This window comes from Fulverythrobacter fulvus, assembly GCF_037154085.1.
Classification (GTDB): Bacteria; Pseudomonadota; Alphaproteobacteria; order Sphingomonadales; family Sphingomonadaceae; genus Andeanibacterium; species Andeanibacterium fulvum.
In genome coordinates, this window is record NZ_JBANRM010000001.1 from 267,062 (window position 1) to 292,395 (window position 25,334).

Annotated in this window: 24 protein-coding genes and 1 tRNA gene; 8 read left to right on the top strand and 17 right to left on the bottom strand. The window is 62.9% G+C overall.

Annotation, left to right across the window (positions count from 1 at the left end; genetic code table 11):
* Position 1 precedes the first annotated feature (1 nt).
* From WFP36_RS01260 to hflX, 5 genes are all read left to right on the top strand, one after another.
* Positions 2-1,423 (top strand): sigma-54-dependent transcriptional regulator, encoded by a 1,422-nt coding sequence (locus WFP36_RS01260; RefSeq protein ID WP_336977190.1) that lies wholly within the window; start codon positions 2-4, stop codon positions 1,421-1,423.
* Between the two features lie 72 nt (positions 1,424-1,495).
* Positions 1,496-3,712 (top strand): sensor histidine kinase, encoded by a 2,217-nt coding sequence (locus WFP36_RS01265; protein ID WP_336977191.1) that lies wholly within the window; start codon positions 1,496-1,498, stop codon positions 3,710-3,712.
* A 28-nt stretch (positions 3,713-3,740) separates the two neighbouring features.
* Positions 3,741-5,123, top strand: a complete 1,383-nt coding sequence (gene ntrX, locus WFP36_RS01270) for a nitrogen assimilation response regulator NtrX (RefSeq protein ID WP_336977193.1) — start codon at positions 3,741-3,743, stop codon at positions 5,121-5,123.
* A gap of 198 nt (positions 5,124-5,321) precedes the next feature.
* Positions 5,322-5,885, top strand: coding sequence for an RNA chaperone Hfq (hfq, locus tag WFP36_RS01275; RefSeq protein ID WP_336977195.1), 564 nt, complete (start codon positions 5,322-5,324; stop codon positions 5,883-5,885).
* A gap of 47 nt (positions 5,886-5,932) precedes the next feature.
* Positions 5,933-7,201, top strand: a complete 1,269-nt coding sequence (hflX, locus tag WFP36_RS01280; protein ID WP_336977197.1) for a GTPase HflX — start codon at positions 5,933-5,935, stop codon at positions 7,199-7,201.
* Between the two features lie 17 nt (positions 7,202-7,218).
* Here the strand turns inward: hflX and mazG are convergent, their stop codons facing one another.
* The 11 genes from mazG to WFP36_RS01335 all read right to left on the bottom strand — a co-directional run bounded on the left by mazG (position 7,219) and on the right by WFP36_RS01335 (position 17,157).
* Positions 7,219-7,974, bottom strand: coding sequence for a nucleoside triphosphate pyrophosphohydrolase (gene mazG / locus WFP36_RS01285; RefSeq protein ID WP_336977198.1), 756 nt, complete (start codon positions 7,972-7,974; stop codon positions 7,219-7,221).
* A gap of 86 nt (positions 7,975-8,060) precedes the next feature.
* On the bottom strand, positions 8,061-8,228 hold the full coding sequence (locus tag WFP36_RS01290; protein ID WP_336977200.1) for a hypothetical protein: 168 nt from the start codon (positions 8,226-8,228) through the stop codon (positions 8,061-8,063).
* A 1-nt stretch (position 8,229) separates the two neighbouring features.
* A complete protein-coding gene (locus WFP36_RS01295; RefSeq protein WP_336977201.1) occupies positions 8,230-8,997 on the bottom strand; it encodes an MBL fold metallo-hydrolase in 768 nt (255 codons plus the stop codon).
* Positions 8,994-9,770, bottom strand: coding sequence for a TatD family hydrolase (locus WFP36_RS01300; protein WP_336977203.1), 777 nt, complete (start codon positions 9,768-9,770; stop codon positions 8,994-8,996). Before WFP36_RS01300 ends, WFP36_RS01295 begins: the two co-directional genes overlap by 4 nt.
* On the bottom strand, positions 9,770-11,320 hold the full coding sequence (gene metG, locus WFP36_RS01305; protein ID WP_336977205.1) for a methionine--tRNA ligase: 1,551 nt from the start codon (positions 11,318-11,320) through the stop codon (positions 9,770-9,772). The genes WFP36_RS01300 and metG overlap by 1 nt, the downstream gene beginning before the upstream one ends.
* Positions 11,313-12,275, bottom strand: coding sequence for a DNA polymerase III subunit delta' (locus WFP36_RS01310; protein ID WP_336977207.1), 963 nt, complete (start codon positions 12,273-12,275; stop codon positions 11,313-11,315). Before WFP36_RS01310 ends, metG begins: the two co-directional genes overlap by 8 nt.
* Positions 12,272-12,910, bottom strand: coding sequence for a dTMP kinase (tmk, locus tag WFP36_RS01315; RefSeq protein ID WP_336977208.1), 639 nt, complete (start codon positions 12,908-12,910; stop codon positions 12,272-12,274). Before tmk ends, WFP36_RS01310 begins: the two co-directional genes overlap by 4 nt.
* A complete protein-coding gene (locus WFP36_RS01320) occupies positions 12,907-14,010 on the bottom strand; it encodes a D-alanyl-D-alanine carboxypeptidase family protein (RefSeq protein WP_336978669.1) in 1,104 nt (367 codons plus the stop codon). The genes tmk and WFP36_RS01320 overlap by 4 nt, the downstream gene beginning before the upstream one ends.
* Before the next feature lie 84 nt (positions 14,011-14,094).
* On the bottom strand, positions 14,095-15,153 hold the full coding sequence (locus WFP36_RS01325) for an SPOR domain-containing protein (protein WP_336977210.1): 1,059 nt from the start codon (positions 15,151-15,153) through the stop codon (positions 14,095-14,097).
* Positions 15,137-16,213 (bottom strand): lytic murein transglycosylase, encoded by a 1,077-nt coding sequence (locus WFP36_RS01330; RefSeq protein WP_336977212.1) that lies wholly within the window; start codon positions 16,211-16,213, stop codon positions 15,137-15,139. The genes WFP36_RS01325 and WFP36_RS01330 overlap by 17 nt, the downstream gene beginning before the upstream one ends.
* Before the next feature lie 89 nt (positions 16,214-16,302).
* A complete protein-coding gene (locus WFP36_RS01335; protein WP_336977214.1) occupies positions 16,303-17,157 on the bottom strand; it encodes a hypothetical protein in 855 nt (284 codons plus the stop codon).
* A 430-nt stretch (positions 17,158-17,587) separates the two neighbouring features.
* Between WFP36_RS01335 and WFP36_RS01340 the strand changes: the two genes are divergently transcribed.
* Positions 17,588-17,677, top strand: a tRNA-Ser gene (locus tag WFP36_RS01340).
* Between the two features lie 131 nt (positions 17,678-17,808).
* Here WFP36_RS01340 and WFP36_RS01345 read toward each other — a convergent pair.
* From WFP36_RS01345 to WFP36_RS01365, 5 genes are all read right to left on the bottom strand, one after another.
* Positions 17,809-18,351, bottom strand: coding sequence for a flavin reductase family protein (locus WFP36_RS01345; RefSeq protein WP_336977216.1), 543 nt, complete (start codon positions 18,349-18,351; stop codon positions 17,809-17,811).
* A gap of 15 nt (positions 18,352-18,366) precedes the next feature.
* Positions 18,367-18,912 carry a hypothetical protein gene (locus WFP36_RS01350; RefSeq protein WP_336977218.1) on the bottom strand — a complete coding sequence of 182 codons (546 nt, stop codon included), beginning with the start codon at positions 18,910-18,912 and terminating at the stop codon, positions 18,367-18,369.
* A 25-nt stretch (positions 18,913-18,937) separates the two neighbouring features.
* Entirely contained in the window at positions 18,938-20,350 is a 1,413-nt protein-coding gene (gene lpdA / locus WFP36_RS01355) for a dihydrolipoyl dehydrogenase (RefSeq protein ID WP_336977219.1), read from the bottom strand.
* Positions 20,351-20,356: 6 nt separating this feature from the next.
* The gene (locus WFP36_RS01360) at positions 20,357-20,695 is read right to left on the bottom strand and encodes an acyl-CoA thioesterase (protein ID WP_336978671.1); all 339 of its coding nucleotides are present in this window, start codon (positions 20,693-20,695) and stop codon (positions 20,357-20,359) included.
* A 232-nt stretch (positions 20,696-20,927) separates the two neighbouring features.
* Entirely contained in the window at positions 20,928-22,205 is a 1,278-nt protein-coding gene (locus tag WFP36_RS01365; RefSeq protein WP_336977221.1) for a pyruvate dehydrogenase complex dihydrolipoamide acetyltransferase, read from the bottom strand.
* Between WFP36_RS01365 and WFP36_RS01370 the strand changes: the two genes are divergently transcribed.
* Both WFP36_RS01370 and WFP36_RS01375 read left to right on the top strand, forming a co-directional pair.
* Complete coding sequence (locus WFP36_RS01370) at positions 22,165-22,311, top strand: hypothetical protein (protein WP_336978710.1); 147 nt, start codon at positions 22,165-22,167, stop codon at positions 22,309-22,311. The genes WFP36_RS01365 and WFP36_RS01370 overlap by 41 nt on opposite strands.
* Before the next feature lie 43 nt (positions 22,312-22,354).
* Entirely contained in the window at positions 22,355-22,807 is a 453-nt protein-coding gene (locus tag WFP36_RS01375) for a universal stress protein (protein WP_336977223.1), read from the top strand.
* Positions 22,808-22,952: 145 nt separating this feature from the next.
* Here WFP36_RS01375 and rnr read toward each other — a convergent pair whose 3' ends face one another.
* Complete coding sequence (rnr, locus tag WFP36_RS01380) at positions 22,953-25,259, bottom strand: ribonuclease R (RefSeq protein WP_336977225.1); 2,307 nt, start codon at positions 25,257-25,259, stop codon at positions 22,953-22,955.
* Positions 25,260-25,334 lie beyond the last annotated feature (75 nt).

Below are 25,334 nucleotides of genomic sequence, written 5' to 3' on the forward strand. Positions count from 1 at the left end.
AATGGCGAGGCGTGCTCTGCTGGTGGAGGATGACACCTCTATCGCGCTCGTCACAACGGCGGCGCTGCAGGATGACGGGTTCACTGTCGATCGCTGCGATTCCATCGCGGAGCGTGACCGGCTGCTGGCGGATAATCGCTATGACGTGATGCTGACTGACATCATGCTGGCTGACGGCGATGGGATCGAGACACTGGGCGACGTGCGCACAGCCTATCCCGATATGCCGGTGATCATCCTCTCGGCGCAAAACACGCTCGATACGGCCGTCCGCGCCAGCGACACCGGCGCTTTCGAATATTTCCCCAAGCCCTTCGATCTCGACGAACTGGTCCGCGCCGCGCGGCAGGCGGCGGATAGCCGCGAGAGCGGATCGGATGACGACGCGCCTTCGGGAGAGGGACTTCCGCTCGTTGGCCGCAGCCAGGCGATGCAGGGCGTCTATCGCATGATTACGCGCGTGCTGAGGAACGACCTCACCGTGCTGATCCTGGGCGAGAGTGGCACCGGCAAGGAACTGGTGGCCGAGGCGATCCATCAGCTGGGCCATCGCTCCAAGGGGCCGTTCGTGGCGCTGAACACGGCCGCGATTCCGCGCGAGTTGATCGAAAGCGAGTTGTTCGGCCACGAGAAGGGATCGTTCACCGGCGCAGTGGCGCGCAATATCGGTAAATTCGAGCAGGCCAGCGGCGGTACGCTGTTCCTCGACGAGATCGGGGACATGCCTGCCGAGGCGCAGACCCGCCTGCTGCGCGCGCTCCAGTCCGGCCGCATCCGCCGTGTGGGCGGCCGCGAGGAGATCGACATCGACGTGCGGATCATCGCCGCGACCAATCGCGACCTTGCCCCGATGATAGCAGCCGGTCAGTTCCGCGAAGACCTGTTCTACCGCCTCAACGTCGTACCGATCCAGATTCCCCCCTTGCGCGAACGCGCCGGAGACATCGAGGCACTGGCTCGGCACTTCCTGCTTCAGGCCGCAGAAGAGGGGCTTCCCCGGCACCAACTGACCCATGAGGCCGGCGAGGTACTGATGCGCCAGCCATGGCGCGGGAATGTACGCGAGTTGAAGAACTTCGTCTTCCGCCTCGCCCTGTTGGCGCGCGAAGAACTGATCGACGCGCCCACCGTACTGGCCATGCTCGAGGAACGACCTGCGAGCATGGGCGCTGTCGGCCCGGTGGAGGGCGCGACCTTTGCCGCGGCGCTCACCAACTGGCTTGGCGTGGCCGCCCCGGCCGACGGCAATCTCTATCACGCTGCGCTGGCGGCCTTCGAGAAGCCGCTGTTCGAGCACGCACTAGCCGAGACGAACGGCAATCAGCTGCGTGCCGCTCACCTGCTGGGCATCAATCGCAACACTTTGCGCAAGCGTCTCGACGAGTTGCAGATCGATCCGGAACGCTTCGTCCGACGGGGATGAACGGCACGTTCTGTCGTGCCGTTGAGAAAAGCGCTTGCAAATTTGCAACAGGACAGTTGTAACCGGGCAACGATGCCCGATACGCATTCTTCCAAGGGCCGCAGCTGGCCACGCTGGTCGCGCCGCGCTCTTGTGAGCGCCCGGCGGGCGAACGTCTTCGGCATACTGGAAGTCTTCGCCGCCGTTACGTTGGGGCTGATGGTGGTGTGGAGCTGGGCCAAGCTCTTCAGCCAGCCCGCGAGCGGCGGGCTCGTTCCCTCAGGTGAAGCTGCGGCACTTCTGATCGGCACGCTGATCCCGGCGATGACATTGCTGGTGCTGGTCGGTCGGCGGATCGCGATCCGCCGCGCCGGTGGCAAGACGGCGCGCCTGCATGTGCGCCTGGTGTTCTTCTTCTCGCTTGTGGCTGCGATTCCCACGCTGCTGGTCTCGATCTTCGCCTCGTTCCTGTTCCAGACGGGCGTCGAATTCTGGTTCTCCGACAAGCAGCGCGGCATCATCGAAATGGCGAACGAGCTGGCGCGCGGCTATTATGACCAGAACCAGCGCCAGCTGGCCAGCAACACCACGACCATGGCCGGGGATTTGCGTTATGTGCTGACGCGGGTTTCGCTCACCAGCCCCGAATTCCCCGAGCAATATTACCTCCAGGCCTATCAGCGCGAAATCAGTCGGAGTGCGATTGTCCAGAAAGGGGAGAACGGCGAACTCAACATTGCTGCCATCGTCGATCCGGAGGAGGACGATCTGGTCAAGAAGGTGGTCGCCTCGGCGGTCCCCAAGATCGATGCGGGCGAAGATGTTGTCGTCTCGGCGCGCGAAGACCGGGTAGAGGCTGTTGCGGCGATTGACCGCGGTGCAGGCATATACCTTTACAATGCCCGCAAGTCGGACGCGACGGCACTGAGCCAATGGAAACGCGCGCAGAGCGTTGTCTCGACTTACGAGGTTCTCACCAGCAGTGCGCGCAAGCTGCAATTGCGCTTCAACCTGCTGCTGTTCTTCGTATCGCTCGGGCTGGTCGGGCTCGCGATCTGGTTTGCCTTACGCTTTGCCGACCGTCAGGTCCGCCCGCTGACCGATCTCGTCGGTGCCGCGCGCGAAGTGGGGCAGGGCAATTACGCCTTGCGCGTGGAAGGCCGCACAGGCCCCGATGAAATCGGCCTGCTGAACCGCGCTTTCAACCGGATGACCGCCCAGATCGAGCAACAGACCCGCGCATTGGTCAACGCCAACGAGCAGCTCGAGGAACGGCGCACCTTTATCGAAACCGTGCTGGAATCGATCACGGCCGGGATCGTCTCGATCGACGGGCAGGGTGACGTGTTGCTGATGAACAGTTCGGCCCAGAAGCTGCTGCTGGACCGCGTCGGCCCTGCGCCGGTGGGCCTGAAACTGGCCGAAATTGCGCCGGAAATGGCCGCGATGATGGAAGCCCGGCTTTCCAGCGGGCTGGTGCAGTATAACAAGAACGGCGAATTGCTGTCGCTCGCGGTGAAGATCGCCCCGGCGGCTGGCGGGCACGTGATTACTTTCGAGGACATCACTCGCCAGTTGCTCGATCAGCGGCAGGCGGCATGGTCCGACGTGGCGCGGCGTATCGCGCATGAGATCAAGAACCCGCTCACCCCGATCCAGCTGGCAACGGAGCGGCTCAAGCGCCGTTACGGCCGCCAGATCCAGACCGACACGGAACTGTTCGAGGAACTGACCGCCACGATCATCCGCCAGGTCGGCGACCTCCGGAAGATGGTGGACGAGTTCTCCAGCTTCGCCCGTCTGCCCAAGCCGGTCTTCCGGCAGGAAGACCCAGTCGATCTGGTTCGCCAGTCGCTGTTCCTGCAGGAAGTCGGCCATCCCGAGATCGCCTACAGTTTCGATGCCGAGGAAGAGACGCATCCCATCGCATGCGACCGGCACCAGTTCGGACAGGCGATGACCAACGTGCTCAAGAACGCGGCCGAGGCGATCGACGCACGGGCCCGCGATGCGGAGCCCGACTATCGCGGCCGCATCGCCGTATGCGCCAGTTTCAGCGACGAGGCCTTCACCGTAATTGTCGAGGACAATGGCATCGGCCTGCCGCAGGACCGCGAGCGGATCGTCGAACCCTACGTCACCACTCGCGAGAAGGGCACCGGCCTCGGCCTCGCGATCGTGAACAAGATCGTGGAAGAGCATGGCGGCGAGATGAGTTTCACCTCCGCCGAAAGCGGCGGCACACGAGTGACGCTGCGTTTCGCGCGCGATCCGATTTCCGCCCGTCAGGGCAGCGAGGCGGCAGAATGAAGACCTGTTTGATGATGGAGAAGATCTGATGGCGCTCGACATCCTCGTGGTGGACGACGAGCGGGACATTCGGGAGCTGGTCGCCGGCGTGCTGAGCGACGAAGGCTACGAATGCCGCACTGCCGGAGACAGCACCTCCGCCCTTGCCGCGGTGGATGAGAGGCGGCCCAGCCTCGTCCTGCTCGACGTATGGCTCCACGGCAGCCCGATGGACGGGCTCGAAGTGCTCGACGCCATCAAGCAGCGCGAGCCGGAACTGCCGGTGATCATCTTCTCCGGTCACGGCAACATCGATACGGCCGTCTCTGCCGTCAGCCGGGGTGCGCTCGATTTCATCGAAAAGCCCTTCGAGGCCGAGCGCCTGCTGCATCTGGTCCATCGCGCAACCGAGACCGAGCGCCTGCGTCGCGAGAATGCCCGGCTGCGCGAAGGGCTCATCAACAATGACGAGTTCACCGGCAATTCCAGCGCCATCAATCAGGTGCGCGCCACGCTCAAGCGTGTCGCGAACACCGGAAGTCGCGTACTCATCAGCGGCCCGGCCGGGGCAGGCAAGGAAGTCGCCGCGCGCCTGCTCCATTCGTGGAGTCCTCGCGCCGACAAGGCCTTCGTCACTGTCAATTCCGCTCGCATCACGCCCGAACGCTTCGAACAGGAATTGTTCGGCGAGGAAGCCGAAGGCAAGCTGGTGCGCGCCGGTCTGCTCGAAATGGCGGATGGCGGCACGCTTTATCTCGATGAAGTGGCGGACATGCCGGAAAGCACTCAGGCTCGCATCCTGCGCGTGCTGACCGAGCAGAGTTTCGTGCGCGTCGGCGGCACTCGGCAGATCGCTGTCGACGTGCGGGTCGTATCGTCCAGTTCGCGCGAGTTGGAGAAGGAAATCGCCGAAAAGCGTTTCCGGGAAGATTTGTTCTACCGGCTCAACGTGGTCCCGGTCGGCATTCCGCCACTGGCCGAACGGCGGGAGGATATTCCCAGCCTCGCCGATCATTTCTTCACCCGTTATTCCGCGGAACAGGGGATCGGGGCGCCGAACGTCACGCCCGAAGCGATGGCCGCGCTTCAGGCCTATGATTGGCCCGGCAATGTCCGCCAGTTGCGCAACGTGATCGAACGGACAGTGATCCTCACCCCGCGCGACCGCCTGGCCCGGATCGAACCCGACATGCTTCCGCCCGAAATCACCGGCGGGAAGATGGACGGCGGGCCGGGCATCACCTCGCTGATGGGAGTTCCGCTGCGGGAAGCTCGCGAGAGTTTCGAGCGGGAATATCTGCGCATCCAGATTCGCCGTTTCTCTGGCAACATCTCGAAAACAGCCGGTTTTATCGGGATGGAACGCTCGGCCCTGCACCGCAAGCTCAAGCTGCTGGGCATGGGCGAGAGGGAAGGGGAGGATCAGGGTTGAGCCGATCTCAATTTCGGCACGCCTGAACATGACAGGATTGTTCGCAGTTGCACAAAAATCTTGCCGCTGCGGATAATCTGGCATTACACTCAATTTGCTATCCGGCTGTAACGCCCGAATCCGTCTCGTACGGTGAAAAGGCGAGGCAGCCAGAATGCGGAACCGCAATCGCGGCTGCCAACAACAGGAGTCAGTTTCATGACCGGAAGAACCCTCTCGGCACGGCCTAAGCCGGCCCCCGAACCTGCTGCCGCCAAACCTGCGGCCGCCGCAGCAAAGGGCGGGCAGAGCCTTCAGGACGCGTTTCTCAATCTGCTGCGCAAGAACAAGACGCCGGTGACGATGTTCCTCGTCAAGGGTGTGAAGCTGCAGGGAATCGTCACCTGGTTCGATAATTTCTCGATCCTGCTTCGCCGCGACGGACAGTCTCAGCTGGTCTACAAGCACGCGATTTCCACCATCATGCCCAGCGCACCGGTGGATGCGGAGCAGTTCGCTTCGGGCGTGGATGGCGGCAAGAAGCAGCGCCTGCTGCAGGACGTGTTCCTCGGCAGCGTCCGCGATGCCAGCGTCAGCGTCACCATGTTCCTGGTCAATGGCGTTATGCTGCAGGGCCGGATCGCCGCTTATGACCTGTTCTGCATGCTGCTGGAGCGCGAAGGTTTCGTTCAGCTTGCCTATAAGCATGCAGTGTCTACCATCCAGCCCGCTTCGCCTGTCGATCTGACCGGCGATTGGGATGGTGAAGGTGACAGCGACTGAGCTTTGATGACGATCTTGCCGGCGAGGTAACGCGCGGTGCGCGTGCCGTGGTCGTGTGCCCGGACATCAGGGGACAGCGACGGAGCGAGGAGCCCGAGGCCCGGCTTGAAGAAGCGCGTGGCCTTGCCCTCGCGATCGGCATCATCGTCGCCGATGCGTTCATTGTGCCCATTCGCGATGTGCGCGCCGCCACTCTGTTCGGTGAAGGGCAGATCGAGCGCATTGCCACTACCTGCACGATGGAAGAGGCAGAACTCGTCATCGTCGACGGGGCACTCAGCGCGATCCAGCAGCGTAATCTTGAGGAAAAGCTCAAACGCAAGGTGATCGACCGCACCGGGCTGATCCTGGAGATTTTCGGGGAACGTGCGGCGACGGCGGAAGGGCGGCTTCAGGTCGAACTCGCCCATCTCGACTATCAGCAGAGCCGTCTGGTGCGCAGCTGGACTCACCTTGAGCGCCAGCGCGGCGGCTTTGGCTTCCTTGGCGGCCCCGGCGAAACCCAGATCGAGGCCGACCGTCGCATGATACGCACCCGGATGGGGCGGCTGCGCAAGGAACTCGATCAGGTCCGCAAGACCCGCGCGCTTCACCGCGAAAGGCGCGGCAAGGCGCCATGGCCGGTAATTGCGCTGGTCGGATATACGAACGCCGGAAAATCGACGCTCTTCAACCGGGTAACCGGTGCGGACGTCATGGCCGAAGATCTCCTTTTCGCCACGCTAGACCCCACTATGCGGGCAATCCGGCTTCCCGGGGTGGAAAAGGCGATCCTGTCAGACACGGTGGGGTTCATTTCCGACCTGCCGACCCAGCTCGTCGCCGCATTCCGCGCGACGCTGGAAGAAGTCACTGCCGCGGATGTGATCGTCCATGTCCGCGATATGGCCAATCCGGCAAACGGCACTCAGAAGGCGCAGGTGCTTGAGATTCTGACCGATCTCGGCGTGATGGAGGGGGAAGGGGGCGAGAGCCGCATTCCCATCGTCGAGGCCTGGAACAAGTGGGACCTTCTGGACGAGGAACGCCGCGAAGAGCTGGCGGAACTGGCCGGAGGCGAGGGCCGGATCGTACCGATTTCGGCCGCTACCGGATTCGGACTGGAGGCGCTCTTCGAATTGCTCGGTAAGCTATTGACTGAAAACGCGAAAACCTATGAGTTCGCGCTTCCGGTCAGCGATGGCCAACGCCTTGCGTGGCTCCATGCCCATGGCGAGGTTTTGGCGGAGGAGCAGCTTGACGGAGAGGATGGTGCTCGCATCCGCATGACTGTGCGGCTCACGCCCAAGGAATTCGGCCGCTATTCGTCGCTTTAGGTTGCCTTGAGGCGCCTTCAGCTATCTTTCTGGGCCCGTTCAGTCCCTTTTACGCGCTGCCAAAGCTCTTCCTGAGCTTCCAGATTCAACTCATTGAACTTGCCGGCAGAAAGTTCTTCCATCGCGCGAAACCGACGCTCGAACTTGTCATTGGTGGCGCGCAATGCTTCCTCCGGTGCAATACCGTAGGCTCGCACGAGATTGACGGCGGCGAACAGGACGTCGCCAGCTTCCTCAAGCTTCGACTGCGCATCGGCCTCGCGCAGTTCCGCCATTTCCTCAACCAGTTTCGCGGCAGGTCCTTCAGGATCGGGCCAGTCGAACCCCACACGCGCGGCGCGCTTTTGCAGCTTTTCCGCCCGCAGCAATGCCGGCAGCGCTCGGGCGACCCCATCCATGGCGCTGGTTGCCCCGGCGGCATCGCGTTCTTTCTCTTTGAGAGCTTCCCACCCAGGCGAATGGCTATCACCGAAGACATGAGGGTGACGGGCTTCCATCTTGTCCGAAATAGCTCGTGCCACATCCTCGAATGAGAAATCGCCGACTTCCTCGGCCATGCGCGCATGGAAAACGACCTGGAGGAGCAGATCGCCAAGTTCGCCGCGCAGATCGGCCATGTCATCACGCTCGATCGCGTCTGCGACCTCGTAGGCTTCCTCGATCGTATAAGGAGCAATGGTGCGGAAAGTCTGCGCGATATCCCATTCGCAGCCATTCTGCGGATCGCGGAGGCGGGCCATGATGCGGAGAAGGCGGGTCAATTGCTCGGACATGGCTCTCTATCTAAGAACGATAATAAGTATTATGTTAAACGAAATGCGGCCGGTTGAAGGGTTTCCCTCTACCGCACGGTCTGGCCTCATAGCCCCATCCACGTGATGATGAGTGTCATCGACGTGAAAACCGTCGCCCAGACCAGAGCCAGAACCATATTCTTGCGCCAGCCAAACCTGAAACCGGAATATGCGCTGACCGCGAGCACCAGCCATGCAAGCAATGCGACGACCGATACCCAGCTGCCAGCCATCCTATGCCTCCACGACCATTCCGTCGTAGCCAACCAGCACGCCAGGCGGCACTTCGGACTGAAGCATGCGATAATCCATGCTCTTGTCCAGATGCGTCAATATCGTGGTACCCGCGCGGCAGGCATTGCCGAGTTCGATTGCCATGGCGAGATGCGCATGCGTCGGATGTGGTTCACGGCGCAGGCAGTCGCTCACAAGCACATCGACGCCCATGAACAGCTCGACCATTGGCGCTGTAATTGCACTATAATCAGTAGCATAACCGATAGACTTTCCATCGCACTCGAAGCGATAGGCAGTGGTTTCGGTTGGCCCGTGCGGCATTTGGCACCAGCTGAGTCCAAAGCCAGCATGGCATTTCAATCGGTCCAGGACCTCAAGCTCGACGATTGTCGGATAGCCATATTGGCCGGCAAAGACATAGCCGAAGCGCTGGCGCAGCCGATGGACGGTTTCCGCCGATCCGAAGCCCGCAATCGGGCCACCCCGGCCATAACGCATCACCCTGAGATCATCGATACCGTGGCAGTGATCGGCATGATCGTGCGTCCAGAAGACGCCGTCTATCCGTTCAATTCCGTTCGTAAGCAGCTGCTGACGCAGATCGGTCGATGTATCTACCAGCAGACGGCTGCCTGCGTCATTTTCGACCAATATCGAAACGCGAGTCCGGCGGTTGCGCGGTTCTGACGGGTCGCAATCGCCCCAGTCATTGCCGATGCGCGGCACGCCTGTGGAAGTGCCCGAGCCAAGAAGCAGCACCTTCACGCGGCGGCCTTCCGGAACAAAGCATGAAAGTTCCGTGTGGTATAGTCAGCCAGCTTTTCCAGCGGCTCCGAGCGCAGATTGGCGACAAAGGCGGCCGTATCGGCGACAAAAGCCGGTTCGCAAGGGCGTCCGCGATGAGGAACGGGCGCCAGAAAGGGGCTGTCGGTTTCGACCAGCAGCCGATCCTCGGGAATCCAGGAAGCGATTTCCTGTAAATCCTTGGCGTTCTTGAAAGTCACGATACCGGAAATCGAGATCGACAGGCCGAGATCGAGCACGATCCGGGCGAAATCGGCCGATGCAGTGAAGCAGTGGATCAGGGCCGGAAAGGTGCCCTTCCCCATTTCATCGCGCAGGATTGCAGCTGTATCTTCTTCAGCATCACGCGTGTGAATGATCAGCGGTAGGCCGGTTTCGCGCGCCACGCCGATATGCATACGGAACAGGTCCTGCTGCACCTGGCGGTCGGACTTGTCGTAATAATAGTCGAGCCCGGTTTCGCCGATGCCGACCACTTTGGAATGATCGGTTGCGGCAAGAAGGACGGCGGCGCCCATATCGGCGTGGCCGTCCGCCTCGTGCGGATGAATGCCAACGCTGGCCCAGACATCCGCCTCCCGTGCAGCCGTGCCGACCACGCGGTCCCACTCGCTCTGGCGGGTGGAGATATTGAGGAACCCATGCACACCAGCGGCGCGTGCCCGTTCGAGCACGGCCTGCTGTTCTTCCACCAGCCCCTTATATTCCAGGTGGCAGTGGCTATCGATCAGCATCAGGCGCCCTCCTCCACCGGCATCTCAAGCCGAGGGAAGACCGGGGTGGGATTCTCTACCCGGATCTCGCCCAATGCAGGATCCGTGCCCAGCGCCGCGAAATCGCGCGCATCGGCAGGGATGCACAAGGCATCGAGAATCTTGGTGGAGGCCGCCGGGGTCACCGGTGAAACCGCGACGGCCAAATCCCGGATGCAGCCGCACAGCGTCGCCAGCACACGTTCCATCCGCGCCGGATCGGTCTTGCGCAGCGCCCAGGGAGCCTGCTCGTCAATATAGGCGTTGCAGGCATAGACCCCCTGCATCCACGCCTCGAGCCCGGCAGTGAAAGCGAGCTTGCCAAATGCCTCGGGCAGTTCCGAAGCGCAGGCAGCGTTGACCTTCGCCCGCAATTGGGCGTCCGCTTCCTCAACCGGAGAGGTAGCCGCGAAGCCGCCGCCGCAATTCTTGGCGATGAAGCTCATCACACGCTGTGCAAGGTTGCCAAAGCTGTTGGCCAGCTCGGCATTTGCCCGGGTTACAATAGCTTCCGTGGAATAGCTGCCATCCTGTCCGAAGGAGACCTCGCGCAAGAGGAAGTAGCGCAACGTATCCACACCGTAGCGTTCCGCCAGATCCATCGGATCGGTCACATTGCCGAGCGACTTCGATTCCTTCTGCCCGCGATTGAGCAGGAAGCCATGCGCAAAAACCTGCTTCGGCACGGCAAGGCCCGCGCTGATGAGGAAGGCCGGCCAATAGACAGCGTGGAAGCGGACAATGTCCTTGCCGATCAGATGGACATTGGCAGGCCAGAACTTGCGGAATTCCTCGGTATCGTCGGGATAGCCGATACCGGTGATGTAATTGGTGAGGGCATCCACCCACACATACATCACGTGATCCTCATTGCCCGGCACCTTCACGCCCCAGTCGAAACTGGTACGGCTGACCGAGAGATCGCGCAGGCCGCCCTCGACAAAGCGCATCACTTCGTTGCGGCGACTTTCCGGCTGAATGAAGTCCGGATTGTCGCGATAGAGCTGCAGCAGCGGCTCCTGATAGCTGGACAGGCGGAAGAACCAGCTTTCCTCCACCGTCCATTCGACAGGCGTGCCCTGGGGCGAGAGCTTTTCGTCCCCTTCCCCATCGACGAGTTCGCTCTCGTCGTAATAGGCCTCGTCGCGGACCGAGTACCAGCCCTCATAGCGATCCAGATAGAGGTCGCCATTCGCCTCCATTGCCTGCCAGATCGCCTGGCTGGCACGGTGGTGCGCTTCTTCCGTGGTGCGGATGAAGCGGTCATAGGAGACGTTCAGCCCATCGCACATCGCACGGAACAGCGCCGACATCTCGCTCGCCAATTCGAGCGGCGTCTTGCCCAGATCGCGCGCCTTTTGCGCCATCTTCAGGCCATGCTCGTCCGTGCCGGTCTGGAAGCGCACTTCGCGCCCCATCAGGCGCTGGAAACGCGCGGCGACATCGGCCGCGATCGCCTCATAGGCATGGCCGATATGGGGCGGGCCGTTGGGATAGGAAATTGCGGTAGTGATGTAATAGGGTTCAGCCATGGGCCGGTTCCCTAGGCTGTGCTGCACCTGCGAGCAAGCTGCCGATTTCCATCACCAGCAATGCCGGATCGAAATTATAGGTCGGAGCCTGGGCGGCGAGCCGGTTGAGCTCGCCATGAGCGTTGACGATGGCGGGAATGCGCGCGCGCGCGGCCGAGCGCATTTCCTGCGCGATCACGGCCCGCGCGAGGTCGATGGCGGCGAGCTGGCGTTCGCGCGAGGGCCGCTGGCCAATCGCATCGGCGAGTTCACCGCGCAATTCGAAGCCTTCGTCCCCCTGCCCGAGGATGCGCTGCATCAGCCGGTGCAAAGGCGCGAGATCGTGGGACAGGAATTCCAGCGCGGCGCCGGGCGAGCCGGCGGCGGCGCTGGCGGCGAGCGCCCGGGCCGCCGCGTCGGCTGTCGGCGCTTCGCGCGCGAGATAGGCTTCCACTTCCTCTGCCTTCGCCTCGCCGAAACGTAGCACGCGGCAGCGCGAGCGGATCGTGGGCAACAAACGCCCGGGCCGATGCGTGACGAGCAGGAAGAAGGTGCCCTGCGGCGGCTCCTCAAGGCTCTTGAGCAAGGCGTTGGCGCCGCCTTTCTCAAGATCGTCGGCCGGAGAGATAATCACCACGCGGCGGCTGCCCAGGGTCGGACGAGTGACGAGCCGGTGCTGCATCTCGCGGATCTGGTCGATGGAGATGTTCCGCTTGGCCTGCCACTCCTTGCCTTCGGCCTTCTTCTTCTCTTCCTCGGCATTGGCGGGCAAATGTTCGAGCACGAGGATATCGGGATGATCGCCCTTGGGCTGGGGCACTCCTTCTTCGGCCACAAGTTCCCGCGCGGCGGCCAGTGCGAAGTCCAGCTTGCCGATACCGCGCTTGCCGGCGAGCATCCATGCGTGGTGCATGCGCGGCCCCGCCAACGCCGCGTGCCAGGCCCGCCAGGGCTCGTCATGGCCGGAATGCTTCACGCCGCATCCTCCAGCAAAGCGGAGAGCGCGGCCATTATCCGGGCATGGATTTCCGAAGGCGCCCCTTCCCCGTCGATCCGGGCAAAGCGATCTGGTTCCTCCTCCGCAATCCGCGAAAAAGCGGCGGCGACGCGGGCATGATAGGCGGCATCGCGCCCGCCGATTGCGTCGGATCCATCGAGATCGCGCCGGGCAAGGCGTTCGGCTGCGCGCTGGGGCGGGACTTCCACCAGCAAGGTGAGATCCGGCAGCAATCCTTCACTTCCGACGCGATGCAGTTCGAGAATTTCCGCTTCCGAAAGCCCCCCACCTCCGCCCTGATAGGCACGGGTGGAATCGAGGAAACGGTCGCAAATCACCCACTTGCCGGCCAGGATCGCCGGGCGGATCAGCTTTTCGACATGATCGGAGCGGGCGGCAGCGAAGAGCAACGCTTCGGCTCGCGGGTTCCAGCCACTGCCCGGAGGATCGAGCAACAACGCGCGGATCGCTTCTGCCCCCGGCGTGCCGCCCGGTTCGCGCGTCAGCACCACCGAAATGCCGCGCGCTTCCAGTGCCTGCGCCAGCAGACGGGACTGAGTGGACTTGCCCACCCCTTCCCCGCCTTCCAGCGCGATGAATCGTCCCTTGCTCACGAAAGCCAGCCTAGCACGGCATTGGCGACGCGCTGCCATGGATTGGCCTTATCCACCGCGGCGGCTGCCTGAAGCGGCACGCGATAGGGCTCCATCCCTTCGATCCGCACTTCCAGCTCGGCCACGTTCCGACCGGCTGCAATCGGCGCAACGAGCGGCCCGCGATAATGGAGGGAGAGTTCGATCTTCGGTCGTGCACCGGGCGGCAGGTCGGCAATTACCGGACCTGCGGTGCGCAAGGCCACAGAATCCGTTGCGCCATCCTGCACCATAGCCGTGCCGATTGCGGCTCCCTCAGGGAAGATTTCGTGCGGCTCGAAAGCCGAAAAACCCCATTCGACATAGTCGCGCGCGATCCGGGCACGCTCTTCCTCGCTATCGGTGCCGGCGATCACCAGCACCAGACGGCGACCTTCGCGTGCCGCGCTGCCGAGAAAATTATAGCCTGCCTCGCGCGTATAGCCGGTCTTGATCCCATCAGCGCCGCGCACGATGCCGACCATGGGATCGTGGTTGGACTGGGCAACGCCATTATAGCTGAAGCCGCTCTTGCCGAAATAGCGGGCGTAAAGCTGGGGATGGCGCGTTATCATCGCCTTGGCCAGCAAAGCCAGATCATGCGCCGTGACGAAGGTCGCCCCTTCATCCGGCCAGCCATTGGGCGTGCCGAAATGGCTGTCGTCCATGCCGAGTTCCGCCGCCGTGCGGTTCATCAGCGCGACCCAATTCTCCACCGAACCTGCCGCGCCTTCGGCCAGCAGTACAGCGCCGTCATTGGCGGAAACGGTAGTTATCCCGCGGATCAGCGTATCAACGCTGACCTTGTCTCCGGGCTTGAGGAACAGGGTGGAACCGGTGCCCGACCATTTTCCCGCCAGTTCTGGCGTGACCGTGAACGTCTGGCTCGCCTTCAGCCGCCCGTCAGCCAGCATCTCGAAGGCGAGATAGGCACTCATCACCTTGGTGACCGAAGCGGGCAGGAAACGGCGATCGGCCTCGCGCCTGTGCAGCACTTGCCCGGATGTTAGATCGACCAGCAGCGCGATGGGCGCTTCGGTATCGCTGGGCGGAGCCGGATCGGCATGCAGGGCGGCAGGCATGGCAGCCACTGCCGCGCAAAATCCTGCGAAACCGATCCTCACAGAAAATTTCAAGCTCGCTCCCGCCCCTGATGCGGCGGAAGTTCAGCCTCCCTGGCCGCCGGAATAGATTCGAGCGTCGCTATAACCCGCAGCCTTCACCTTGGCGAGCGAGGCCTCGGCCGCATTACGTGTGGCAAAGGGCCCGGTGCGCACGCGGAAGAGAGAACCGGTCTTGCTGACATCCCCGCCGATTGCCTTGGCGACCTTGTCCGCGCGATCCTTCGTCGAGAAGGCCCCGGCCTGGACGACGAAGGCACCGGAAGAAGGCTTTGCGACCGCCTTGGCTTCAGCCTTCGGCGCGACACTAGCGGCGGGCTTGGGAGCCGCGGCGAGTTCAGGGTCCGGCTTGCGCTGTACAGGCGTGGGCAGCTTCTTCACCGCAGAGTTCTGGGCTGGTGCAGCAGTGGGTACTGCTGGGGGTGAAGGCTGCGCAGTCGCCACTGCGGCCAATTGCTGCCCGGTGGCGGGAGCAACGGCAGGGGTGCTTCCCTGTGCCGCGGCCGCCGCGTCCTTCGGCAGCGCCAGCGAAGCTGCAGGGCCACTCGAGGGCAGTTTGAGCTTGAGCACCTCTACCAGTGACATCGGCGTATCCATCCGGTCAGGCGCACGGTTACCTGCACGCAGAGCCGCCCGCTCGGGTTCCTGCGGGTTCACCCGGCGCACGCGCACCGGTGTGTTGCGCGAAATGCCCAGTTGGCTGGCCGCCCCCGGCGACAAGGCAATCACATTGTGGTTTTCCAGCGGGCCGCGCCGCTCGATCCGCACCAGAATCGTCTTCCCGGTTTCCAGCGAGGTCACTTCGACATAGCTCGGCAGGGGCAGAACATGGTTGGAGGCCGAGATCGTCTCGCCACCGGCATTTTCGACCGAGGCAATGCCGACCTCGTCATAGTTCCAGATGTCGGTCGGCGTGTAGGTCACGCCATCGACCCGATACGGCAGCCCCACGGTAATCGGATAATCCGCAGCCGGGCCGTTCACGGCGGTATTGCCCGCAGTCTCGGGCCCCGATCCGGCGCCGGACGCGGCACACCCCGCCAGAGCGGCAATCGCGCTCAGCGAGGCAAGCCCGAAGGCAATGGTCTTATTTCGCAATCTCATCTGCAAGCAACCCCACACTCATCGCGTAGTAGTTCGAGCAGTTATATTCGAGGATAACCCTATAATTCCCGGTTAAGAGCCAGGATTTTGTCCCAGGCCCGTCGGGCTGGAACACGCTGGCCATCACATCGTCCCCTATGGGAGCAAGCGGGGTGACGCCCAACTGCTTCCATTCGGCCACGGTCTTCCACTGGCTGTGCCGTTCATGCACGCGCGGGCAGACCGGCGCGTTGAGTTCGCCCTTGTAGGCGTCGACATTGAACCCGGACGGCAGCTGCGCGGCCACGCCCCAGGGCTGTCCCGGCCGCCAGCCAGCGTCACGAAAGTAATTGGCGATCGAATGGAGCGTATCGGTCCGGCTGTTCCAGATATCCTTGTGTCCGTCCCCGTCGCCATCGACTGCAAGGCGCAGATAGACGCTCGGCAGGAACTGCGGATTGCCGAAGGCCCCCGCCCAGCTGCCCTTCAACGTGTCGCGCGACACGCCGGTGTCGGCGATCTTGAGCAAGTCGATGAATTCAGCCGCAAACAGTTCCCGCCGACGCCCTTCCCAGGCGAGCGTGGCCAGCGAACGGGAGAGGTCGAAATCGCCCTTGTAGCTGCCGTAATTGGTCTCGTGCCCCCAGATCGCAATCACGATCTGGGCGGGAACGCCATATTGCTGTTCCACCCGCCGGACAGTGTCCGCCGCAGCTTCGAACACGCGCTTGCCGCCCGCGATCCGGTTCCGGTCGACATGAGTGGCGATATAGGGCGCAAGCGGCGAGAAGCCGCTTCCCGGCGGCCCGGCAGGCTGTGCCCGGTCCAGCGAAACGACCCGGCTGTTGGGCGTAAGGCCCGAAGTCATCGAAGCGATGGTCCCTTCGCTCACACCCTCAGCGCGCGCCCGGGCAGCGAGAAGCTGGAGGTAGGAAGGGAAGGTCAGGCCCCCGACCGACGATTCGGATACGCCGTAATCGCCGGGCAGTGGCTGGACGACTTCCTGCGCCGCAGCCCCGGAAAGCGGCATGCACAGGCCCAGAAACGAGGACAGGGTAAGGATATGGCTACGCAGGCTCATATCCTTACCCTGTCACAAAGCTCGATCCCATAGAAGCCCTGCCGATACAGGACGTTGGGAAATTGAGGCGGGATTTTCAGTCAGGCGCCTCAGTTGGCCTGCGGCGGCCCCGGAGGATTGCTCCAGTCGACCGGCTTGAACCCGCAATTCACTTCCGTGCCGCAATTGGTCACGGTGTGGACGTAGCGGATCTTGCCGTTCTCGATACGGAACAGGTGGCTGTCCGGACGGGCCTTCTCGCCGAACTTCAGGAACACGCTGACCGTGCCGAGCGCCTCGTCCACCACATATTCGCGCGAGGCCAGCTTCACGCCCGAAGGCACGCCGACATTGCAGGTGTCATCCGCCTGGCCGCGACCGGTGTAGATACCGCCTTCAAGGCGGGCACAGGGTGTACCCCAAGGAACCTGCACGTTCTTGTCGTTGAACAGGTCGAGATAGGCATTGGCCGCCGCGATGAGTTCCTGACGGGTATTGCGCTGGCCTTCGGGAATGACCGACCAATTCTCGGCCGAGGCGTATTTCAGCGTGTTGGCGGCGTTGAACAGCCAGTCGCCCTCGTCCGTGGCGATGTTGTTGATCGTGCCGACGCCGCCCTGCCAGCCACGATTGATCTGCGTGGCCATGACATAGGGATGTTCCGGATCGGTCATCACGGTTTCGATGAAGACCTTGCAGGCTGTGGTATCGAGCACCTTGAGCGACCAATCCACATTGCGCGGCTTGGTGAACAGCGCGGACAGGGTGCCGAGCTTGAAGTTCTCGCGATAATCGACCCATTCACCCATTTCCATTTCGAACGGGCTGCCCTTCTCCAGGGCGTTGATCCAGCTTTGCGCGGTTTCGTCCAGCTGTTCGCGGGTACAACCGGCCTGGGCCATGGCGGGGGAAGCCATGGTAAGAGCCGTGAAGCCGGCTATCGCTGCGAAAATTTGGCGTTTCATCCCAGTCTCTCCATTCAGTCCGCTGCCGTGGCCGCACCGGCCAGTTGCGGATCTCGAAATTGTCTCCCGAACGGCGCAATCGCGCTCGTTGATTTTGCCTAATGCCATCAGGCGAGAGAGTCACGGGGCAACAGGAGGAAATCGCTCCTGTTTGTCGGAAAGGCCGGAAGGTCAGGAAGGTCAGGAAGAATCGACGCGGAGTGGAACAATCGGAAACATTGCTGGGATGGGAAGGCGTTGCCGTGCCCCACCCCGCGTCGGGGGAGTAATCCGGCGGCACCGAGCCGTTTTACGACCTCGTTCGTCCGCACCGCCGCACTATTCGTTGACTTTGTCTATTCAAAGAAGTTGACTCTGTCCAGAGGTAATTCACCAGCCGGTCAAATGGCCGGTGACAAGCAGCGCAAAGGACGCTAGCCGCTTGCGCGACGGAAGAGTGGCCGAGCGGTTGAAGGCACCGGTCTTGAAAACCGGCAAGGGTGCAAGCCCTTCGTGGGTTCGAATCCCACCTCTTCCGCCAAGTCCTGCAAGGGCTTGAAGGAAGAGGTTTGGAAAGAAGCCGCCGGGTTCGGGGCCATAGCCGCAAAGCGGCGGAGGCGTCCGCAGCGGAGCGAAGGACAATCCCACCTCTTCCGCCACCCTTTCACGCAATCACACCCCCGGCGGTATCTTCGCCCGCATCATTTCCCGCCGGTCGAGCACTTCGCCATCCGCGATGAAGGTCCCGTCTCCCACCGCGTGGAGCAGGCGCTTTTCCTGCCTTGCGGGATCGTGCCACGCCGCTAGGCCGTCCAGAACCACGATGCCGTAGGGCTCGATAATCTCGACCACCCGGCATTCTACATTTGCGAGGCATTCGGCGATCAGCGGCGCCTTAACTTCGCGGGCGGGATGCCGCGTCAGGCCGAAGCGCGCGAATTTGTCGGTTTCCGTCCCGGAACACATGCCGATGCCCACCGCGGTGTCGATCAGGTCCACCGTGGGAATGGCGAGCACGCATTCGCCCGTGTCGCGCAACGCGGCCCAGGAGTGGTTCCACGGGCCGGTGGTGATCGCGTAGCGGGGCGAGAAGTCCATCACCATGGTCCAGGTGATGGTCATCACATTGTCCCGCCGCCCGTCATTGGTCGTGACCAGCACCACCGGGCCCGGTTCGATCAGCGTGAAGGCCTTGCTGAGCGGCAGGATTTCCATGCTGCCGCCCCGTCGCTATTTCGTCTTCTTGGTGAAGCTGTTCTGAAGCGACAGCGAAGCTTCGTCCCCGCCCTGGGCCTGCTTGAGCCGGTTCTGCGCGGCGGCCTTGAGGCCCTTGTAATCGGCAAAGGTGCAGTCACCATCGTTGACTGCCACATTGGGGATCGCGGCTTCCGTCAGATCGCAGCTCGGCTCATATTCCTCGATCTTGTCGCCAGCGATCTTCAGGAAGCGGAAATTGGGTTGGCCTGCCCCTTTATCCGCGTCCACATTTTGCGACTGGACGAGATACCATTCGCCCGAGAGACGGTCGAAGCGCAGCAACCGCTTCAGCACCAGGCCCTTGGGGTCTTTCGCTTCGTAATCGAAGAAGCCCGCCGTCTTGCTCTTGCTTACGGTCGCCGTGCCGTCGGGTCCGTTGGCTTCCGAGACGATGTCGTAAGTGCCCAGAATTTTCGGCGGACTATCCGCTTCGCCATTGGGAATAAGGGGCTGGTCGGCCTGCCAGCAGGCACCGAGCAGGGCCAAAACCGAAAGCGCAGCGAGATTACGGTAACGCATGGCGACAAGCCCCCTGTTTCGCCGATCAGATATGCAGCGCCCTGCCATAAGCGGCAAGCACGCTTTCATGCATGGATTCGCTGATGGTAGGATGCGGGAAGATCGTGTTCATCAACTCGGCCTCAGTGGTTTCGAGCGTCTTGCCCACGACATAGCCCTGGATCATCTCCGTCACTTCCGCACCGACCATATGGGCACCCAGCAATTCACCGGTCTTGGCGTCGAACACCGTCTTCACGAAGCCTTCCGGCTCGCCCAGCGCGATGGCCTTGCCGTTGCCGATGAAGGGGAACATGCCGACCTTCACGGTGTAGCCCGCTTCCTTGGCCTTTGCCTCGGTCATGCCGACGCTGGCGATCTGCGGGTGGCAATAGGTGCAGCCCGGGATATTGTTGCGGTCCAGCGGGTGCGGATGGACGTCCTTGTTGCCCAGTTCCTGCGCGATGGCTTCGGCGGCAGTCACGCCTTCATGGCTGGCCTTGTGCGCCAGCCACGGGCCGGGCACGCAATCGCCGATGGCCCACAGGCCCTTCACGCCGGTCCGGCCATAGGGATCGATCTGGATGAAGCCGCGATCCAGCTTCACTCCCAGCTTGTCGAGCCCGATATTCTCGGTGTTGGGCTGGATGCCGATGGCGACGATCACATGGCTGAACTGTCCTTCCGTGACCTTGCCGTCCTTACCCTTGATCTTGGCGGACACGCCCTTGTCGGAAACCTTGAGTTCCTCCAGCGCGGCGCCGGTCAGGATATTCATGCCCTGCTTGGTCAGTGCCTTCTGTAGGAAGGCGGAGACATCCGCATCTTCCACCGGCACGACCCGGTCGAGCATTTCAACCACGGTCACGTCCACGCCCATGTCATTGTAGAAGCTGGCGAATTCGATGCCGATCGCACCGCTGCCGATCACCAGCAGCTTGCTTGGCATTTCGCTGGGCGTCATCGCGTGGCGATAGGTCCACACGCGTTTGCCGTCCGCCGGGGCGAAAGGCAGATCGCGTGCGCGGGCGCCGGTGGCGACGATGATATGCTTGGCGGTGAGCGTTTCGGAGCCCTTTTCGCCCGCCACGTCCAGCGTGTTCGGGCCCTTCAGCGTGCCCGTGCCCATGTGGACGGCGATCTTGTTCTTCTTCATCAGATGCGTGACGCCCTGATTGAGCTGCTTGGCCACGCCGCGCGAACGCTTCACGATGGCTTCGAGATCGGCGGTGATTTCCTTGGCCGCCAGCCCGTAATCCTTGGCGTGCTGCATGTAGTGATAGATCTCGGCCGAACGCAGCAGCGCCTTGGTGGGAATGCAGCCCCAGTTGAGGCAGATGCCGCCCAGCAATTCGCGTTCCACAATGGCAGTCTTCAGGCCAAGCTGCGCGGCACGGATCGCCGCGACATAGCCGCCGGGGCCGGAACCGAGAACGATGACGTCGTAGGCTTCTGCCACTTCGAATTACTCCTGAGCGTCTACTGGGCGCGGTTGCCCGTTGTCGTCGATGGCGACGAAGGTGAACTTCGCCTGCGTAACCTTTACTGCCTCTTCCAGATGGCGCGGGCGGCGCCAGGCTTCCACGGCGATGACCATGCTGGTGCGGCCGACCTTCTCGATCGTGCCGTAGACAGAGACTTCGTCCCCCACCTTCACCGGTTCGTGGAACTGCATCCCGTCGATGGCGACAGTGACGGCCCGGCCCTTGGCGCGGCGCGCGGCGATAAGGCCCGCGCCGTTGTCCATGATGCTGACCAGCCAGCCGCCGAAGATGTCGCCATAGGCGTTGGCATCGGCGGGCATAGCCGTGACTCGGATGGCGGGATCGCGCTGCTCGGTCACTCAAAACCTCGCCGAAGTTGACGCGGAACTACGTGCGAAACACCCGAATTTTTCCATTTTCTCGCAGTCTTTCCAGTCACTTGCTGCAAAAGCCGTGTGACTTTTCAAAATCGGGCTGGCTGCCCGATCCGAAAGGGAAAACTGCGAAATCATGGTGAGGAGCATATCCTCCCGGCGGGTGTGTAGGAAAGCCTCAGGCCACCAGGCCCAACGGCTTTTCGATCAGTTCCTTGAAGACCTGCATCAGCTGCGCGCCATCCGCACCGTCGATGGCGCGATGGTCGAAGCTGCCGGTCGCGCTCATCACCGTGGCGACGCCCAGCGCGCCGTCGACGATATAGGGGCGCTTCTCGCCCGAACCGATGGCCATGATCATCGCCTGCGGCGGATTGATGACGGCTTCGAACTGCTTGATGCCGAACATGCCCATGTTGGACAGGCTGGCCGTGCCGCCCTGATATTCGCTGGGCGCGAGCTTGCCTTCGCGGGCGCGAGCGGCAAGGTCCTTCATCTCGGTCGAAATCTGGGAAACCGACTTCACGCCGGCATCCGCGATGATCGGAGTGATAAGCCCGCCAGGGATCGAGACCGCCACCGAAATATCGGCGCGCTTGAACTTGATCAGCTCGTCGCCAGCGAACTGCACATTGCACACCGGCACGCGCAGCAGGGCCTTGGCGAGAGCCTTGATCAGCAGATCGTTGACGGAGAGCTTCACGCCCTCGCCTTCCAGCGCCGCATTCAGTTCGCCGCGCAGCTTGAGCAGCGCATCGAGCTGGATGTCCACCGTGAGGTAGATGTGCGGAATCTGCTGCTTCGATTCGGTCAGGCGGCGCGCAATCGTCTTGCGCATGCCGGAGAGCTTTTCGACTTCGTGCGGAATGCCGAAATCCTGCGCCTGAACCGGCGCGACAGCGGGAGCGGCAGCACCGGGCTTCGCGCCTTCGACGTCGGCCTTCACGATGCGGCCATGCGGGCCGGTGCCCTTCACTGCCTTGAGATCGAGCCCCTTGTCGGCCGCGATCCGCTTGGCCAGCGGGGAGGCGATCACGCGATCGCCATCCGCTCGTCCTGAGCCTGTCGAAGGACGCGCGCTGTCAGTCGAGCTTGGGGCAACCGCCTTCGCGGGGCCTTCGACAGGCTCAGGCTGAGCGGGCTTTGCTTCAGGAACAGGAGCCGCAGCGGGCGCGGCTGCTCCACCGGCGGGCTTCACGCTGGCGGGATCTTCGCCTTCCTCGGCAAGGGTGGCGATCACTGTGCCGACCTTCACACCTTCGGTGCCTTCGGCAATCGCGATGTCGGCAATGGTGCCTTCATCCACCGCTTCGAATTCCATCGTGGCCTTGTCGGTCTCGATCTCGGCCATGATGTCGCCAGCGGCGACCTTGTCTCCAACCTTGACCAGCCAGCGGGCCAGAGTGCCCTCCTCCATGGTCGGTGACAAAGCGGGCATCTTGATCGCGATGGACATGGCGGAAAGGTTTCGTCCCTCTGGTGAATTGACGGGTGGTTCTCTGGCCAATTTGGCGCGCCGGGGCAAGGGCTCACTGGTGCAAAACAGCATGCCGCTTGCCTGAAAGCGGCTTTAGGCGGATAGGGTTCCAAGGGGAGAGCAGAAAAATGCGCGTCTATCTGGTCATCATGGACGAAACGGAGGAAGCGCGGGTCGCCTTGCGTTTCGCCTCGCGCCGTGCCGCCAAGACCGAAGGCGCCGTGCATATCCTTGCCCTCGTTCCCCCGCAGGATTTCGTCGCTTTCGGCGGTGTTCAAGCCACGATCGAACAGGAAGCGCAGGACCGCGCCGAGATGCTGGCGGCCAGCGCCGCGGGCAGCCTGCTCACCGAAAGCGGCAAGATGCCCACCATCGCCGTGCGCCAGGGCGAAGGGGTGAAGGTTATCCGCGAATATCTGGCCGAACACCCGGAAGTTGCCGCGCTGGTGCTGGGCGCCGCGCATGAAGGCAATCCCGGCCCGCTGGTGACGCATTTCAGCCAGGCATCGGGCGGGCTTTCCTGCCCGGTCTTCATCGTGCCGGGTGCACTGAAGGACGAGGACATCGACCGGCTGAGTTGAGCGGGTTCGACCAGACCACCACATCCGTTCGTCCTGAGCTTGTCGAAGGACACGGGAAAGCGGCCATCCTGAGGCTGCCCACAACGCGTGGCCTTCGACAAGCTCAGGACGAACGGAGGTAAGTCCTAGTTGTTGGCAGTGAAGCCTACCGCTTCTTCCCCTGATGCCGGATATTGCCGGGGCGCCCTCGCTTGCCGACCATAGGCTTGCCCTTCTTCCTCGCCTCCATCTTCGAACCGCGCGGTTCGATGGGGGCGCTGCCGCCTTCGGGCAGTTCGAACTTGAGCGCGCCGGTCAGCGGATTCGCTTCGGCAAGCCGCAGCTTCAAACGGTCGCCCATGGCGTAGATCGTGCGGGTACGTTCGCCCACCAGCGCCTGCGCGGAATCGTCATAGTGATAATAATCATTGCCCAGCGTGGAGACCGGCACCAGCCCGTCCCCGCCAAGGCCGACGATAGTGGCGAAGAAGCCGAATTTCTGAACGCCCGTGATCCGCGTGTCGAACACTTCGCCGACCCGGCCGGAAAGCCACGCGGCGACATAGCGATCGATGGTTTCGCGTTCCGCCTCCATCGCCCGGCGTTCGGCACTGCTGATCGCTTCGCTCACTCGCTCCAGATCGGCGCGGTCGCGGTCTGACAGGCCGGAAGTCGGCGGCACGTCGCCCTTCGGCTTGGGCTGTTCGAGCCCGAATGCATCCACCAGCGCGCGATGCACCAGAAGGTCGGCATAGCGACGGATCGGCGAGGTGAAATGCGCGTAACTGCCCAAGGCGAGACCGAAATGCCCGGCATTGCGCGGGCCGTAATAGGCCTGCGTCTGGCTGCGCAGCACCGCCTCCATGATCAGTGCCTTCTCGCTCTCATCCGCGACATCCTTCAACATGCGGTTGAACAGGCCGGGCGTGATGACCTGGCCGAGCGAGAGCTTCTTCTCGAAGGTCTGGAGATAGTCGCGCAGGGTGACCAGCTTCTCCCGGCTCGGCGGCTCGTGAATGCGATAGACCACCGGATGAGCCTTGCTTTCCAGCGCCTTGGCCGCCGCGACATTGGCCGCGATCATGAAATCTTCCACCACGCGGTGGGCATCGAGCCGTTCGCGGATGGCGATTTCGGCAATGCGGCCCTTCTCGTCCAGAACCACGCGCCGTTCGGGCAGTTCCAGTTCCAGCGGATCGCGCTCGTGGCGCGCATCGGCCAGCGCGTGCCAGCAGGCCCAGAGGTTCTTGAGCACATCGTCGGCCGAACCATCGTCGATGGCCGCCTGCGCGTTCTCATAGGCGATATTCTTCGCGATCCGCACGATAGCGCGGGTGAAGCGCCATGCCTTCACATTGCCGCTGGCATCGATGGCAAGGTGACAGGCCATCGCGGCGCGATCCTGCCCTTCCTTGAGCGAGCAGACATCTGCGCTGAGGATTTCCGGCAACATCGGCACGACGCGGTCCGGAAAATAGACCGAATTGCCGCGTTTCCTTGCTTCCCGGTCGAGCTTGCCGCCGGGGCGGACGTAGTAGCTGACATCGGCAATGGCGACGATGGCGTTGAAGCCGCCCTTCCCGTCCGGCTCGGCCCAGATCGCATCGTCATGGTCCCGCGCGTCGGCCGGATCGATGGCGACGATAGGAATGGCGCGCAGATCCTCGCGATGGTCCTCGCTCAGCGGCAGTTTGGCGGCCTGTTTGGCTTCCTCCAGCGTCTCGCTGCTGAAGTGGAAGGGAATGCCGTATTTGGCGATGGCGATCAGACTGAACGCCTTGGGCGCGAGCGGATCGCCCAGCACCTGCACCACTTTCACCCCGGCGCGAGGCGAGCGACCGGCAGGCTCTGCCAGCACCAGTTGCCCTCCCTGCGCCCCGCCAAGGTCGGCAATGGGCGAGGAATGGCGGATGCGCTTGTCCACCGGGGCGAGCCAGCCCTTGCCGGAACCGTCGATCTCCACCACGCCCATCACGCTTTCATCGGCGGAGGCGAGCACCTTCATCGGATGGGCGATCCACCCGGTCTGCGTCTCCTCCGTGCGGGCCAGCACGCGGTCGCCCATTTTCACGGCAGCCTGGCGGCCCGGCCCCTTCTTGCGCTCGATCAGGCGCAGGCGCGGCGGCGGGGCGCCATCGTCGGGTGCCCAGCTGTCCGGGATGGCCAGAGCCTCGCCATCGTCGATCTCCACCACGCGCAGCACCGTGACCTTGGGCACGCCGCCCATGCGGTGAAACGCCGTCTTCTTGCCGTCGATCAGCCCTTCATCCGCCATGTCCGCCAGCAACCGCTTGAGCGCGATCTTCTCCTGACCCTTGAGGCCGAAGGCGCGCGCAATTTCGCGCTTCCCGGCAGGCTCGTCGGAAGTCTGGATGAAATCGAGGATCTGCTCGCGCGAAGGCAAGCCGGGCAGCGGGGCGCGGCGAGGCTTATGGGTCGAGGATTTGCGGGGAGGCGTTTTCTGCGCAGGCATGGCCGCGATATGGGCGGGATTGCGCCTGCTCACAAGGGCGCGGCCCGCCGCATCCCCCGATTGGGGCGGATCGAG

Excerpts from the sequence above, each read along its gene's own strand:
- WFP36_RS01330 (WP_336977212.1), bottom strand. The coding sequence starts at position 16,213 with ATGAGCCTGCGTAGCCATATCCTTACCCTGTCCTCGTTTCTGGGCCTG.
- hfq (WP_336977195.1), top strand. The coding sequence starts at position 5,322 with ATGACCGGAAGAACCCTCTCGGCACGGCCTAAGCCGGCCCCCGAACCT.
- rnr (WP_336977225.1), bottom strand. The coding sequence starts at position 25,259 with ATGCCTGCGCAGAAAACGCCTCCCCGCAAATCCTCGACCCATAAGCCT.
- WFP36_RS01320 (WP_336978669.1), bottom strand. The coding sequence starts at position 14,010 with ATGCCTGCCGCCCTGCATGCCGATCCGGCTCCGCCCAGCGATACCGAA.
- metG (WP_336977205.1), bottom strand. The coding sequence starts at position 11,320 with ATGGCTGAACCCTATTACATCACTACCGCAATTTCCTATCCCAACGGC.
- WFP36_RS01345 (WP_336977216.1), bottom strand. The coding sequence starts at position 18,351 with ATGGAAATCCTGCCGCTCAGCAAGGCCTTCACGCTGATCGAACCGGGC.
- WFP36_RS01370 (WP_336978710.1), top strand. The coding sequence starts at position 22,165 with ATGGTCGGTGACAAAGCGGGCATCTTGATCGCGATGGACATGGCGGAA.
- WFP36_RS01265 (WP_336977191.1), top strand. The coding sequence starts at position 1,496 with ATGCCCGATACGCATTCTTCCAAGGGCCGCAGCTGGCCACGCTGGTCG.
- WFP36_RS01375 (WP_336977223.1), top strand. The coding sequence starts at position 22,355 with ATGCGCGTCTATCTGGTCATCATGGACGAAACGGAGGAAGCGCGGGTC.
- mazG (WP_336977198.1), bottom strand. The coding sequence starts at position 7,974 with ATGTCCGAGCAATTGACCCGCCTTCTCCGCATCATGGCCCGCCTCCGC.
- ntrX (WP_336977193.1), top strand. The coding sequence starts at position 3,741 with ATGGCGCTCGACATCCTCGTGGTGGACGACGAGCGGGACATTCGGGAG.
- WFP36_RS01335 (WP_336977214.1), bottom strand. The coding sequence starts at position 17,157 with ATGAAACGCCAAATTTTCGCAGCGATAGCCGGCTTCACGGCTCTTACC.
- WFP36_RS01300 (WP_336977203.1), bottom strand. The coding sequence starts at position 9,770 with ATGCTGATCGATAGCCACTGCCACCTGGAATATAAGGGGCTGGTGGAA.
- WFP36_RS01290 (WP_336977200.1), bottom strand. The coding sequence starts at position 8,228 with ATGGCTGGCAGCTGGGTATCGGTCGTCGCATTGCTTGCATGGCTGGTG.
- WFP36_RS01360 (WP_336978671.1), bottom strand. The coding sequence starts at position 20,695 with ATGCCCGCCGATGCCAACGCCTATGGCGACATCTTCGGCGGCTGGCTG.
- WFP36_RS01350 (WP_336977218.1), bottom strand. The coding sequence starts at position 18,912 with ATGCGTTACCGTAATCTCGCTGCGCTTTCGGTTTTGGCCCTGCTCGGT.
- WFP36_RS01260 (WP_336977190.1), top strand. The coding sequence starts at position 2 with ATGGCGAGGCGTGCTCTGCTGGTGGAGGATGACACCTCTATCGCGCTC.
- WFP36_RS01365 (WP_336977221.1), bottom strand. The coding sequence starts at position 22,205 with ATGTCCATCGCGATCAAGATGCCCGCTTTGTCACCGACCATGGAGGAG.
- WFP36_RS01325 (WP_336977210.1), bottom strand. The coding sequence starts at position 15,153 with ATGAGATTGCGAAATAAGACCATTGCCTTCGGGCTTGCCTCGCTGAGC.